Source organism: Nonlabens sp., assembly GCF_047636915.1.
In the GTDB taxonomy this organism is placed as follows: Bacteria; Bacteroidota; Bacteroidia; order Flavobacteriales; family Flavobacteriaceae; genus Nonlabens.
The window spans coordinates 1-13331 of sequence record NZ_JBLIGN010000070.1 but is presented as its reverse complement, the minus strand read 5'-3'; the positions used below and the strand labels follow the sequence as shown (position 1 = coordinate 13331).

13 protein-coding genes and 1 tRNA gene are annotated in these 13331 nt (G+C 37.9%); 8 read left to right on the top strand and 6 right to left on the bottom strand.

Annotation, left to right across the window (positions count from 1 at the left end; genetic code table 11):
* Nucleotides 1-599 (top strand): DNA-processing protein DprA (locus tag ACJAT0_RS10205; RefSeq protein WP_415181572.1); only part of this gene is annotated, 599 nt, incomplete at its 5' end.
* 136 nt (nucleotides 600-735) lie between these two features.
* Here the strand turns inward: ACJAT0_RS10205 and ACJAT0_RS10200 are convergent.
* Entirely contained in the window at nucleotides 736-1023 is a 288-nt protein-coding gene (locus ACJAT0_RS10200) for a hypothetical protein (RefSeq protein ID WP_415181571.1), read from the bottom strand.
* A gap of 331 nt (nucleotides 1024-1354) precedes the next feature.
* The gene (gene yiaA, locus ACJAT0_RS10195; RefSeq protein ID WP_374004460.1) at nucleotides 1355-1813 is read right to left on the bottom strand and encodes an inner membrane protein YiaA; all 459 of its coding nucleotides are present in this window, start codon (nucleotides 1811-1813) and stop codon (nucleotides 1355-1357) included.
* A gap of 132 nt (nucleotides 1814-1945) precedes the next feature.
* On the opposite strand from yiaA, the gene ACJAT0_RS10190 reads away from it, so the two are divergent.
* Together ACJAT0_RS10190 and ACJAT0_RS10185 are read left to right on the top strand one after the other, a co-directional pair.
* Nucleotides 1946-3421: a hypothetical protein gene (locus ACJAT0_RS10190; protein ID WP_415181570.1), complete on the top strand. Its 1476-nt coding sequence runs from the start codon at nucleotides 1946-1948 to the stop codon at nucleotides 3419-3421.
* Nucleotides 3422-4015: 594 nt separating this feature from the next.
* Nucleotides 4016-4768, top strand: a complete 753-nt coding sequence (locus ACJAT0_RS10185) for a helix-turn-helix domain-containing protein (protein ID WP_415181569.1) — start codon at nucleotides 4016-4018, stop codon at nucleotides 4766-4768.
* Between the two features lie 1013 nt (nucleotides 4769-5781).
* Here ACJAT0_RS10185 and ACJAT0_RS10180 read toward each other — a convergent pair.
* Together ACJAT0_RS10180 and mce are read right to left on the bottom strand one after the other, a co-directional pair.
* A tRNA-Ile gene (locus tag ACJAT0_RS10180) sits at nucleotides 5782-5855 on the bottom strand.
* Between the two features lie 380 nt (nucleotides 5856-6235).
* Nucleotides 6236-6643 (bottom strand): methylmalonyl-CoA epimerase, encoded by a 408-nt coding sequence (mce, locus tag ACJAT0_RS10175; protein WP_415181568.1) that lies wholly within the window; start codon nucleotides 6641-6643, stop codon nucleotides 6236-6238.
* Between the two features lie 113 nt (nucleotides 6644-6756).
* Here mce and rbfA point away from each other — a divergent pair, with 113 nt between their 5' ends.
* Both rbfA and ACJAT0_RS10165 read left to right on the top strand, forming a co-directional pair.
* A complete protein-coding gene (rbfA, locus tag ACJAT0_RS10170) occupies nucleotides 6757-7152 on the top strand; it encodes a 30S ribosome-binding factor RbfA (protein WP_374004466.1) in 396 nt (131 codons plus the stop codon).
* A complete protein-coding gene (locus tag ACJAT0_RS10165; RefSeq protein ID WP_415181567.1) occupies nucleotides 7152-8369 on the top strand; it encodes an ABC transporter permease in 1218 nt (405 codons plus the stop codon). The genes rbfA and ACJAT0_RS10165 overlap by 1 nt, the downstream gene beginning before the upstream one ends.
* Here the strand turns inward: ACJAT0_RS10165 and dusB are convergent.
* The gene (dusB, locus tag ACJAT0_RS10160) at nucleotides 8354-9346 is read right to left on the bottom strand and encodes a tRNA dihydrouridine synthase DusB (protein ID WP_374004468.1); all 993 of its coding nucleotides are present in this window, start codon (nucleotides 9344-9346) and stop codon (nucleotides 8354-8356) included. The genes ACJAT0_RS10165 and dusB overlap by 16 nt on opposite strands.
* A 432-nt stretch (nucleotides 9347-9778) precedes the next feature.
* Between dusB and ACJAT0_RS10155 the strand changes: the two genes are divergently transcribed.
* Entirely contained in the window at nucleotides 9779-9943 is a 165-nt protein-coding gene (locus ACJAT0_RS10155) for a hypothetical protein (RefSeq protein WP_415181566.1), read from the top strand.
* A gap of 351 nt (nucleotides 9944-10294) precedes the next feature.
* Nucleotides 10295-10426 carry a hypothetical protein gene (locus tag ACJAT0_RS10150; RefSeq protein ID WP_415181565.1) on the top strand — a complete coding sequence of 44 codons (132 nt, stop codon included), beginning with the start codon at nucleotides 10295-10297 and terminating at the stop codon, nucleotides 10424-10426.
* A gap of 231 nt (nucleotides 10427-10657) precedes the next feature.
* On the opposite strand, the gene ACJAT0_RS10145 is transcribed toward ACJAT0_RS10150, so the two are convergent.
* Nucleotides 10658-11710: a rhodanese-related sulfurtransferase gene (locus tag ACJAT0_RS10145; protein WP_415181564.1), complete on the bottom strand. Its 1053-nt coding sequence runs from the start codon at nucleotides 11708-11710 to the stop codon at nucleotides 10658-10660.
* A gap of 187 nt (nucleotides 11711-11897) precedes the next feature.
* Here ACJAT0_RS10145 and ACJAT0_RS10140 point away from each other — a divergent pair.
* On the top strand, nucleotides 11898-13331 hold a 1434-nt coding region (locus ACJAT0_RS10140; RefSeq protein ID WP_415181563.1), incomplete at its 3' end, for a fibronectin type III domain-containing protein.

Genomic DNA, 13331 nt, shown 5'->3' with positions numbered 1-13331 from the left:
ATGGGTTACAGACCATAGCTGTTATGGCTCATGGACTCCAACAAACCTACCCACGTAATCATGCCGCTTACAATGAAGACATGATGAAAAACGGCGGTTTTATGACAGACTTTTGGCATACAGATACGTTTGATAGAACTAATTTCTTGGGGCGCAATCGCATTATTGCAGGTATGAGTGAGGCAACTGTCGTGATAGAAAGCGCTTCTAAAGGCGGTTCCCTAGTTACTGCAGACCTTGCCTGTGGTTACAACCGTGAGGTATTTGCCGTTCCAGGTCGTGTCACTGATAAATATGCCGTAGGCTGTAACGACTTGATCAAACAAGCAAAAGCCCACATGCTCACAAAAACAGCCGATGTTCCCTATATTCTGGGCTGGGAAAAACGAGATGTAACCATTCAAAAACAACTCTTTGTAGAACTCACTGAGGACGAAAAACTCATCTATAGGTTTTTAAAGGAAAACGAAAAAGAACTGCTGGACATTATCGCACTTAGAATCAATCAACCCGTCCATAAAGTAGCTTCTCAGCTCATGAGCATGGAGTTAAAAGGAGTTGTAAAACCATGGCCAGGAAAGTTGTTTACTCTGGCTTAGGATTTCATTCATCGTACATATACTCACTGGCTTTCAAAACTTTGAGGTGAACTGAAGCGCAAATAAGAAACGACCTTCTCCTGGTGAAAAGGTCGTTCCTGTCATCAAAACAGGCTGAGGTCATCAGCCTGTTTTATTATTGCAAATTTTGAAAGTCTTTGTAAAATAACCAGGCGATTGTAGCTGTGGTCGAGGCACTTATGAGTAATGAAAGGAGACTGATTCTCAAGTCTTGTTTCTTAACTACTAAGAAGATTGACATTATTACAAGAATAGGAGCAAGTAATAGCATAGGAATCAGCAACAGTTCCTGAAATACTCCTGCGATAGTCCATGTAATTTCATATACATGGGTGGTATAGACCCATACAAAGAACAAGGCGTTGATACCACTGGCAATTAATAGATTTTTAGCTGTTTTCATTCTTTCATAATAAGGAAAAAAGTGTTATTAGTGCAATTATTATCAAATGCGAAATAACGAATATTTCACCGTAAATTGAAATTACTAATGAATTCCCAACTTGGAAATTTTCAAGATCTGCAAAAATATAAACCAGGAATTAAAAATAGATTCCGTACATAACTGTATCGTATTTACGATTTTTTAGAAGCTAAAAGATTTAAAATCAAATAGACAAACATTCCAAGATATGTGATGTATCGTGTTGAAAATTGATGGTCCGTTGGAATTATTTCGTATTATTTATGGACTCAGTTTTTTATAATTCTGAACTCCTAACTCTTAAATGGTCTCACTTCCAGTTGTCATCTATAAACTTCACATCTCTAGTGTTTTTTTGCACGGCGATGGCAGCAAAAAGACTCAATAGAAATGACATTCCATAAAATCCTTTTTCACTAGGCCATAAATCGGCATTCCACAATCCTATAACTAGCAATACTAGGGATGCGATGGTCACAAACCAGCTGATGCCGTAATACATATCGGTTACTGCGACGCCTTCTTGCTTGTCTCTTACTGCTTTTTGAACAGATATGACAGAGAAGAGACCGAAGAGCAGGATAACGAAGTAATAACCCCGCTCGTTGAGCAACATTTCAGACTGCCACAATCCTACGCAATACGAAACCATTCCTATGAGCAGTGCGGTCCAGGATGCGGCGATGAATGGCGCGGTAGGTTTGCCGGTAAATGCTTCTGGTTTTTTAACCTCTTTTTTCTCGGTGTTGTAAGTTACTTGATGTTCCATTTTCTTTGTTTTGATGCTGCAAATATGTGTCAAGATCTTACTTTTAAATCGCCTATTTTTGTAGTATTCTTATGATTAGAAAATTATATATAGTATAGGACTTATTAGTAATGAATGTTTTAACAATACTAGATGAACGATTTAATAGTGCTTATTAATTCTTTAAATAGGGATGAGGTGGCTGCGTTTATCGCTTTCGCGAAAGCGAAAAACCAACGAACCGACGTAAAAAACATAAAATTATTCCAGTTTTTACAGCAAGGTGCAAGACGAGACCTCGATATAAAAATTTATGGGAAACCCAATAAAAACGCGCTGCATGCACTCAAACATCGGTTAAAAGAAAATCTGGTAGACTTTACAGCTAGCAGAGCTTTCTCAGGGGAATCGCAAGAAGATATGCAACTTTTTAAAGAGGTACTTGCAGCACGTATTTTTTTAGAACAAGAACAATTTTCATTGGGTTTTAAAACACTTATAAAAGCAACTCAAAGGGCAAAATCATTAGAGTTGTACGCCATTTTACAAGAGATCTATCACACTCACATGCAGTATGCGCACCTGGATCCAAAGACAACTGTAGAAGAAATCATAGGGGCTTATCAAGAAAATGAAAGACACTACCTTCAAGAATCGAGAATGGTTATGGGGTACGCAACTGTTCAAGAGGCTTTGAAATCTCATCCTCCTAATGTGTACCAAGTGATCAAGAACCAATTGGATGTTTTTGAAATCTCTATAGATCACCACTTGTCTTTTAAGTCGCTTTATCAATTAATGAACCTGGCCTGTGAAGCAGCCACCTTAAAATCTGATTATGCGGGTGTGTCTATCTTAATGAATCACATTTATAACCTGGTAGAAAATAAAAAACACTTAGCAGACAAGCATTTGTTTTACCACCTAGAGATCCTCTACCTTATGGCGGGAACTTGTTTTAGGAATAAGGATTTTACGCGTTCACAAGAGTTAGTGGAGGAATTACAGCTAGAAATGCAAAAACAAAAAGGAAGCTTTAAAAAACAGTTCATAGAACGCCAGCATTTATTAAACGCTTGGAATCATAATTATACGGGAGCACCTGAAAAAGCCCTAGAAGAAATCCAGCGAATTAAGAGCCCTAGTTTATCAACACAACTAGCAGAGATCACCTTTTATTTTCAGCAAGAAGATTTCAGCAGTGCGCGCAAACATATGAAGAAGTGGCAGCATAGCGATCAGTTCTATGAAAAGAAGGAAGGCATGCTCTGGGTCGTACAAAAGAATATTCTTGAAATTTTGATTTATATAGAAGTACAACAACCAGACCTTGTAGAGACTAGAATAAAGAGTTTTAAGAAGCGTTTTAACAAAAGACTCGTAGAGCTTAAGGAACACAGAGTTATTGCGTTTATGAAGCTCCTAGAGGTTTATTATAGCGCTCCACAGCATGTTGTAGAAGATCATTTTCATAAAAAAGTAGAACGAGCCTTTGAATGGAAAACAGCGGCGCGAGAAGATATTTTTGTCATGAGTTTTTATGCCTATTTAAAAGCAAAAATGGAAACGAAGTCGATTTATCAAGCGACCTTAGAGTTGGTGAATCCAGGATGTACGGAGCACCTATAGCTTTTCGGTTTTTTTTAGCCTCTCTGTTTACCTTTTCTCTGAGTTAAAATTGTAAACTTTCGCTGCCGTTCGTATGGAAGTTTTTGCTTGGATCAATAAGAAAACCTGTACTGAGCTGTGTTGAAGCATAAGGATCATAAGTTCTAAAAGGTCCATAGAAACCTCCTCCGTTGCATAAGATATTCTTAATCCCTACTTAATTGGGAAAATAGAGCCACATCTTTCAAGAAAAAGTATTTTAGCTTATAAATTTGCCTATTCCTTAAAGTTAGTTGGAGTATAAAGCGACTCTTTTTGATCGGGAAGGAATAGCAACATAGGTTCCAAAAGAATGGATATTGGACAGGATCGGGAATACTTACATACCTGTTGTGACATTTGTCATTTTATTTATGGAGGCACTACCTTATTGTTCCGGTATGGAAGTACAACATATTGTAAAAAAAGCTTTAAAAAAGGAGCAATGCCTTTCCCAAAAGTTGGTGCAATTGAGAAAGACTGCTCAAATCATTAGTATAAACGAAATCATTTAGCTAATATTGTTAGTATAAATATACGCTATTATTTTAAATTGCAAATTAAATTAGCAAACAAATGTCATTTTTCGGAAAAAATATTAAAAAGATACGCGGTGTAAAAGGATTGAGTCAACAAGCTTTTGCAGATCTATTTGACTTAAAGAGAGGTACTTTAGGGGCTTATGAAGAAGGTAGAAGTGAGCCTAAAATTGACAGCATAATTTTAATTGCTAAATACTTTAGCATTGCAATAGGAGATATGCTAACGGCAGAATTAACGGTAAATCAGCTGTTGCGTTTTAATGATAACCTTACTTTAACACCAGAAGAGTTAGAAAGAGAGCAGTTTGCTCAAGTACCTTGCATCACAGAAAAAACAGCCGAGGACTACATACAGCACTGTGATAACGAAGCCTTTCTTGCGGATTTACCTCAGTTGTCTCTACCGCTTAATACCGAGAAAGAATTTATTGGGTATACCGTAACCAACCTTGAAATGACCAGTCATGATAAAGGACTGTTTCCTAATGACGTGGTAATAGGAGAGAAAGTTCCTAAAAATGTTATTTCAAAACTTAACAATGGAACAATTGTTCTTGCCGTGACTGATAAAAAGCTCCTCCTCAGAAGACTTTATGTAACAAATAAAGGCTTAGTCTTACGTGCTGATCATAAGAACATTGAAGATGTTTGTATGGATAAAAAATCTGTAAAGCAGTTGTGGCGGGTGCGTTATGTGTTTTTTAGAAGAGTCCCTGATATGTCAGATACTTTTGAGGATAAACTCGCTATGCTGGAATTGCAGATGAAGGAGTTGCGAGGGAAATAGTAGAAATTACATACCCATAGGTGAAAGGCATAAATTTATTCTAAACTTGAAATTCGACCTATAATCTCACATAAGTTACCAAGGTATAGGTTGTTGCGTTCCTAGTTTCATTATTTATTCTGTATACATTGGTACGATTTAATTTATTTGGATCATGGTAAAACCTCCCTTTTCCTCATGTCAAATCAGCACTCCAAATAGTACTATCCGAGTATACCTTAAAATCATAAAAATTATATGATAAAAAGCTGTTCTTAACTGCTTTTGTTGCTGAAATAGGGCTACCTATCACTGTACTGGAAATTACTTGATAACCATGGTTATAAACGTACAAATGAAATATAGGAGGTGGAAATGGGTTCTCTAAGAGGTTTCTGTAGTGGCAAAAATTTCATTTCTTCTCTGAAAGACAATCTGTATTTTTTATTGTGTCCAACTTAATCTTTCCTTGCATCATTTTGTTTCAAATAAACAGCTTGACAACTAGCTATTTTTAGTTCCACGGAAACCTATTTACGTGTCGTATAAGAGGTTCATATATCATGTTAATCACTCCAAAAAAACGTCCATTGGTATACAAAACGCAATATAAATAGTCTACCTAATGACGATATCACAGAATAAAATTACAGGAAAGAAAGCACAGAATGAGTGTCCTAAATGCTGTAACAAACAAATGAGTACGGAGAATGTATGCTGTTGTAAATAGAGAAAAACCTTTCGGGAAATTAGCCGCGTAGAGATTGGGATATGTCTTAGAATGCGCAGCATAAACTTCTTGCCAAGTGGTATATATATTCAAAACACCTAGGCTTCCGAATTTTCTGCTCTTTCTTTTTTCTGCGTTAAAATTCACAAGCTTAACACAAGCTATGCTTGAAAATTTATATTTTAATAAAAGAAAAATAAATCCGCTAAATTCTCCGAAAACCTAAATGCTTTGAGTAAAGTTTTATGATGAGGCATGGAATGTATCGCATAAAAAAAGCTCCAACCTTAAGTTGAAGCTTTTGTGGGCCCACCTGGGCTCGAACCAGGGACTTTCTGATTATGAGTCAGATACTCTAACCAGCTGAGTTATAGGCCCAATAAGATAAAAGCTGATTTATCTTATCTAAAAAGGATGCAAATTTACACTATAAAAACGTTTTCGCAAACTATACCAAGTAATTTTTAAATAGAGTATCGAAATACGTAGAGACTATGTTCTATGGAGCTGCTGTAAATTCTTTTCCTAATGGAAGTTATGGAATGCTAGTATTCAAATACCGCATATCCATGATTTCTGATCATTAAAAAATAATCCTGTAGGCTACATATTGAAATGATTTTTGCCAGAACACCTATAACAATAATTGCCTTTAGGGATACACTGTCTAAAAAATAAATGAGTGTTAAGGAGGATTTTTGCGAGGAATAAAAAGAAATTGGAGCTATTAGAAGGCTTATTCTTAGAGTTATTTAATATTACTCTGCTATTTCTTGACATAGCTCTATAAGTACGCCCTTAGTTCCTTTAGGATGTACAAAGGCTACCCATTTATTATCGGCGCCGCGTTTGGGTTCTTTATTTAGGATTTGAAAGCCTTCTTTTTCTAGTCGCAGCAGTTCTGCCTTGATGTCTTTTACCGCAAAGGCGATATGGTGAATTCCTTCACCACGCTTTTTTATATAGGCCGCTATAGTGCTGTCGTCGCTTGTGGCCGCGAGAAGCTCTATTTTATTGTCTCCGCTTTTAAAAAAGCTCGTGTCCACCGATTCACTAGCGACAGTTTCTGTTTTGTAGGGCTTGCGCCCTAGGAGTCTGGAGTAGGTCTCGTTTGCTTCTTTTAGATTTTTAACGGCTATTCCTAAGTGTTCTATTTTACCAAACATATCTTCTCTTTACCTCACAAAAATAGGGCAGTTAAGTGACAAGTAGGTATTTATATGCTCATATTAACCTGTGGTCTATCAACTATTCCTAAGGAACAACTTACCTTTGCAGCATGGAAGAAAGTAATAGACAGAAAAAAATTGCTGGAGTTTTGCAGGAAGATTTATCCACTGTGATTCAGGATGTGATGAGAAAAAATGCCGTTAATAACCTTTTAGTATCAGTTACTAAGGTTACTGTTACTCCAGATTTAGGTTATGCAAAAGTATATTTATCAGTGTTTCCGGCGGGTAAATCAGACGTGGTTGTGAAGGAAATTGTAGAAATGGGTCACGAGATACGTTACGAAGTTGCCTCAAGAGTGCGCCACCAGTTTCGTCGCATGCCAGAGCTTCAGTTTTTTAACGACGATTCTTTAGAGTATATGGATCAAATAGACCGCGAGTTGAAAGGGGAGAACAATCCTATAGAAAATCCAGATATTCTTCCACGTCGCAAGAGATCTTAGTGAACTTTTCTTTTTACATAGCACGACGTTATCTAGTTGCTAAAAATGGCAAGAACGCCATTAACATTATCAATATCCTTAGTTTTATCATTACCGTAGTAGGCACTGCGGCGCTGTTTATTGTGCTTTCCGGTTTCTCAGGGCTCAAGGATTTCAGTACGGAGTTTTCTAATTATTTTGACCCAGATCTCAAGGTATTGCCTGTAAATGGAAAAACACTTAGCATTCCGCTTTCGCGAAAGCGGAAATTAGAGCAAATTCCCGGCGTAGCATTAGTTTGCGCCGTCGTAGAAGAAAAAGCCTTTTTGAATTATGAAGAAAAGAACGATATCGCTTATATAAAAGGAGTTCCAGATGATTATGGGAAGATGATTCGCATAGATTCTATACTTTATTATGGCAGCTGGCTTTCTCAAAGCGATGCACAAGTAGTGGCGGGTTATTCTCTGGCTTCCAGGCTTTCGCTAGTAGTCAATAATTATGGGAGCTACATGCAGATCATGGTGCCTAAACCAGGTAGTAATGCGATCAATAAATTAAATATAAGCAGTTCGTTTTCTAGATTAGACGCCATTCCTGTGGGAACCTTTAGTGTGAATGAAACATTGGATAGCAAGTATATTTTCACCAGATTAAGCGCTGCACGTAAATTGTTGCAAATGAATGACGCTACGGCAAGCGCCGTAGAAATCAAATTACTGCCAGCAGCAAATGAAGACCAGGTAAGAGGTGCTATTCAAAAGATCTTTGAGCAACCCGTGAAAATCAAAGATAAATTTCAGATGAATGACGCCTTATACAAGATGCTGAATTCAGAAAACTTAATCGTTTATTTGATTTTTACATTGGTACTGATCATCGCATTATTCAATGTGGTCGGGAGTATTATAATGACGATTCTCGACAAGAAGAAAAACATGAAAACCTTGCTTGACTTGGGAGCTCCAGTAGCAGCATTGCGTCAGATATTTTTTATACAAGGAAGCTTGATGACGCTTTCTGGAGGCATTATCGGTCTGCTAATAGGACTGGCTTTTGTGGTATTGCAAGTGGAATACGATCTGATTTATATAGCACCTGGAATACCCTATCCTTTTGCTATGGATTTTTGGAACCTGATCATCTCACTGGCAACGATTGCTGTTTTAGGAATAATTGCTAGTTATATAGGATCACGACGCATCAACGACAGGTTGCTTTCTCAGGCAAAACTGTAATCACCAAATTTTTGTAAAACCTCATTAAAAGCATTAAATACTCCTTCTGAGTCGTCACTGGTGACCATTTTCATGCGGTGTTCTTTAAAGTCAGGAATGCCTTTAAAATAGTTGGTATAATGTCTACGGGTTTCAAAAACACCTAATTTTTCTCCTTTCCAGTCTATGGCCATTTCTAGGTGCCTGCGTGCGATTTCAACACGCTCAGCCATAGTAGGTTTTACCATGTGAGTACCGTGTTCAAAGTAGTGCTTTACTTCTCTAAAAAACCAGGGGTAGCCTATACTGGCGCGTCCTACCATACAGCCATCAAGACCGTATTCATCCCTCATTTTCATAGCGAGCTCTGGGGTAGTTACATCACCATTACCGAAAACAGGAATGTGCATGCGGGGATTATTCTTTACTTCAGCAATAGGTGCCCAGTTGGCACTTCCTTTATACATTTGTGCGCGGGTACGTCCGTGTATGGAGATGGCTTTGATCCCTACGTCCTGTAAACGTTCTGCTACTTCTACAATTCGTATAGAATCATCATCCCAGCCTAATCTGGTTTTTACGGTAATCGGTACATCCGTATGTTTTACCATGGCTGCCGTAAGCGATACCATGAGATCTATATCCTTAAGAATTCCAGCACCAGCGCCTTTAGAGACTACTTTTTTTACAGGACAACCGAAGTTGATATCTATAATATCTGGTTTGGTGCGTTCTACAATCTCTACAGACTGCAGCATAGAAGTGAGGTTGGCACCAAAGATCTGGATGCCTACAGGCCTTTCACTCTCATAAATGTCTAGCTTCATGGTGCTTTTTGCCGCATCACGTATCAAGCCTTCACTAGAAATGAATTCTGTAAAAACGACATCAGCCCCAAGGTCTTTGCACAAGGCTCTAAAAGGGGGATCGCTCACGTCTTCCATAGGTGCAAGTAGTAATGGGAAGTCTGGTAATTCTATGTTGCCTATTTTAACCATAGCGCAAAGGTAAGAGGTAATTATTTATTTATTTTGGTACGCGGGATAATCATTGAAATAAGAGGCGAAATTTATTCATTTTAAAGGAATCGTAGCGTTGAATGCTCGAGTAGTTGACACATCTGGGTTGTGATCAATCTTTTATACCAGCAAGACTTTTGTGGATCTTTATGCAGAGGGCATGGAAAACACCCCTCATTAACGGGACCTTTGAAGTGCATAGGATTTTTGAAAGTAGGGCGTTGGGTTTTCAATAGTAAATAAAGGAGGCTATTTTATTTATGGATAAAGCTGGCAGCTACATACAGGCGTAATTTTTTATAGTAAAGAGGGAATTATAAAAATAAGGTTCGAGGATTTCAACGTTTTGAGTATTGCGGTAAGATGTTGCTGTATTCAAAGCTTCTTGAAACTTAAGAACAACTGACGCTATTGATACTAAGTAAAACGGATGCAACAGCCTTAGCAAGTGAGTTTATGTTGACTGATAGCCCGTTTAAAGGGCCTGTGGATATTATTCAATATAGGGTTGCTGGTGCCATCACGCAGCCTCTTTTGTTGGTCAGAAAGCAGTTATTACAGGAAACAGTTTATTAAGACAGCAAGTGTGCACCATTTCTACTGATTCTACAAAGCCTATATATCAGTTCGATTCTTTTACTAAATCGCCAGTAGGTATGTGTATAGTTTTTTCATCTTCTGGAGATCAATCAATATCATGAAAGATTGTAAAGGAGTGATTGTTGAATCCACCGTATGAGATAGTAAAAAAGACTGTTCATTTGAAGGGTCTTTTTTTATAATGGCTTCTCTTGCGTGAGCTATTGATGTTCCTCTTATTTTCATAAAGCTTATACTACAGAGGTTTATTTATTTTCAGCTCTGAACCGTTTGATAAGGGCAACATATATAGCTGCAAAATAAGGTTCTATCTAACGACATTTTAAAATGATGATACATGACCTAGGATCAAAAGAGGAGGCCTTACTGGAAGTTGTAAAATTTCAACCTTTTATTAAAGGTAAAATAGGTGATCGCAAACAAGTCGCTAGTGTTATTAAAAACTCAAACAAAGGGTAAAACAAACTCAGGGAAAAGTTTCATGTATGTGATTTATGACTGATTTTATGACACGTTACTTTGAGAATAGAGGTTAAATAATAAAGCAGTGAATAGCGTTATGTTTAACCATATTTATCACCTATAATTTTATTCGCCTTAGATGCATATCATTCCATGGAGTCTTTTAAGTTCTTGAACCTACAATACTCATATTAAGAGTTTTGCTTTCACGAAAGCGGTATCAGCATTTTATTGTTCTAGATCATTTGGAACCTTTTTAAAAGCCAATTTCTCGGAACGGCCTTTTTTAAAGATATGATGACTACTGAAACGTCCTGCTCTCAATGCTTTTTGTTCTTCAAAAGTCAATTGGATGATGTCTGTACATTCCTTGCTACAGCAATTTTTATAGTCCACCTTACAAGACTCACATTGTATAAATAGCAAATGGCAACCGTCATTAGCACAATTGATGTGGGTATCACAAGGAGTTCCGCATTGATGACAGTTGGCAATAATCTCTTCACCTATTTTTTCAGACAGTCTTTGGTCAAATACAAAGTTCTTCCCTTTAAATTTATTTTCTAAGCCTTGCTCAGTGACTTGCCTGTCATACTCGATTATACCGCCTTCTAGTTGATAAACATTTTTAAAACCTTTGTGTTTGTAATAGGCACTTGCTTTTTCACAACGTATACCACCAGTGCAATACATAACTAGTTTTTTATCTCTTTTGTGGTTTTGAAGTTCTTCCTCTATATAATCTAGACTGTCCCTAAAGGTATCTACATCTGGCGTCCAGGCATTTTTAAAATGTCCTATCTCCGACTCATAATGGTTGCGCATGTCTACCAGGACGGTGTCTGGATCTTCAATAAGTGCATTAAACGTGATGGCATCCACATGTACTCCTATAGCGGTAACATCAAAGGTCGCATCTTCTAGACCATCAGCTACAATTTTGTGACGCACTTTTATTTTGAGCTTCAGAAAACTCTCATTATCATGTTCACGCGCTATGTTGATGCGTACATGTTTCAGAAAAGGTATAGAGTCTAAGAATGTTTTGAATAGTTCAAAGTGATCTGCTCCGATGGAAAGTTGAGCATTAATGCCTTCGGGCGCCACATAAATTCTACCTAGTACGTCCATGGCGTTCCAATTAAGAAAAAGATGGTCTCTTAAAAATTGTGGGTCGTTAATATGATGGTACTGATAGAAAGAAATAGTAAAGCGTTCCTTTCCCGTTTCCCGTATTAAAACGCGTCTTTCTTCAGCACTTAATTTGTTATACAGTTGCATGCTATTAACAGTTTATGTGTGGCATATTTTTGCAAATATAACTAGAATTATTAAATGATAAACTATTGTTTTTAAACCGATTAACAACTTAATTTAACAATTAGTTATATAATTATTAAAGTAAGTTGTTAATTATTCGTAGCTTTTGCCTCTTTAACGAGCTACAAATTAACCTAAATAACTAATTATGAAATTAAAATTACTCTTATCCACCTTGGTAATTGCTGCGTTTGGAATCTTTTCCAGTGCGCAGTCTACCATTAACATTACTACTATTGGCGGTTTATATGCGACAGAAAAATGGGTTAGTATTACCGATATGGCTGATGGCGCTGGAACTCAAATTTGGGGTCAAGGTGACGGTACTTACGGTAATGCGCAAGGACTTATTAATCAAGATATTGTGCTTGCACCCGGAACCTATTGGGTGAATTGTTATGACAGATATGCTGACGGTTGGGATGGAACAATTATAGACGTTACTGCTTATGGAGCATCCATAGGTAATAACGGCGGTGCTTCCCCTGATGACGGTGTAGATATCGACGCTAATTTTAGCTGGGAAACACCTGCAGATGAATTAGAGGCATCTTTTATGATTGTCGTACCTAGTCCGCCGGCTTGTCAAATGCCTACAGCAATAGTTTTAAGTAATATTACAGCGGCTTCTGCAGACTTTTCTTGGACAGCTTCCGCTTCTGAAACAGGAGGTTATAATTGGGAAGTGGTACCTCAAGGTGATGCTCAGGGAGTGAATGTTGTTAGCAGTGGTACAACTGCATCCGGTGCTTTAACAGTGTCTGCTAGCGGATTATCTTCAGCGACACCTTATGATTTTTATATACGTACTGATTGTGGTGCAACTGGAATGAGCACTTGGGCTGGGCCTTTTGCATTTTCAACTACGGTTGCCTGTCCAGCACCAACGGCATTAACAGTAACTGCTATTTCAACTACTTCTGCAGCTCTAGGATGGACGGCTGGAGCATCAGAAACAGTATGGGATATTGAATTAGTAGATGTTACTGCTGCGGGAACGTTTACAGGAATGGCAACTGCTTCTGGAGTTGCAAATCCATACAATCAAACGGGACTTGTACCTGCAAATGATTATGAATTCTATGTAAGATCAGATTGTGGAGCGATGAACGGAACTTCAATTTGGAGTGGGCCATTTGCATTTACAACGGTATGTATAGCAATTACAGCACCATACACAGTAGATTTTGAATCATTTGATACGGGAAGCAGTGCTTTTTCATCTGATAACTGCTGGACAGGAACTGGTGGCGCCTATTATTGGGAATCTGCTCCAGGTACAGATACGGGATCAGGAGCAACAGGGCCCAACCCATCGATAACAACAGGAAACTATTTCTATACAGAAGCTTCGAGTGGAATCCCGGGTGATACAACAGACTTGGTATCTCCTTTGGTAGACTTAACCGCGCTCACAGCACCTTCGTTATTATTTGACTACCACATGTTCGGTGCTCAAATAGGAACACTGGATGTATTAGTAAATGGTACAACAAATGTTTGGACATTAAGTGGTCAACAGCAAACAAGTGATACAGCTCCTTGGGAACTTGCAGTTGTAGATTTAACAGCCTATGCGGGT

Bases quoted from the DNA above. Each gene is read 5' to 3' on its own strand.
- ACJAT0_RS10200 (WP_415181571.1), bottom strand. From the start codon at position 1,023: ATGAAAACAGCTAAAAATCTATTAATTGCCAGTGGTATCAACGCCTTG.
- yiaA (WP_374004460.1), bottom strand. From the start codon at position 1,813: ATGGAACATCAAGTAACTTACAACACCGAGAAAAAAGAGGTTAAAAAA.
- ACJAT0_RS10190 (WP_415181570.1), top strand. From the start codon at position 1,946: ATGAACGATTTAATAGTGCTTATTAATTCTTTAAATAGGGATGAGGTG.
- ACJAT0_RS10185 (WP_415181569.1), top strand. From the start codon at position 4,016: ATGTCATTTTTCGGAAAAAATATTAAAAAGATACGCGGTGTAAAAGGA.
- mce (WP_415181568.1), bottom strand. From the start codon at position 6,643: ATGTTTGGTAAAATAGAACACTTAGGAATAGCCGTTAAAAATCTAAAA.
- rbfA (WP_374004466.1), top strand. From the start codon at position 6,757: ATGGAAGAAAGTAATAGACAGAAAAAAATTGCTGGAGTTTTGCAGGAA.
- dusB (WP_374004468.1), bottom strand. From the start codon at position 9,346: ATGGTTAAAATAGGCAACATAGAATTACCAGACTTCCCATTACTACTT.
- ACJAT0_RS10150 (WP_415181565.1), top strand. From the start codon at position 10,295: ATGATGATACATGACCTAGGATCAAAAGAGGAGGCCTTACTGGAAGTT.
- ACJAT0_RS10145 (WP_415181564.1), bottom strand. From the start codon at position 11,710: ATGCAACTGTATAACAAATTAAGTGCTGAAGAAAGACGCGTTTTAATA.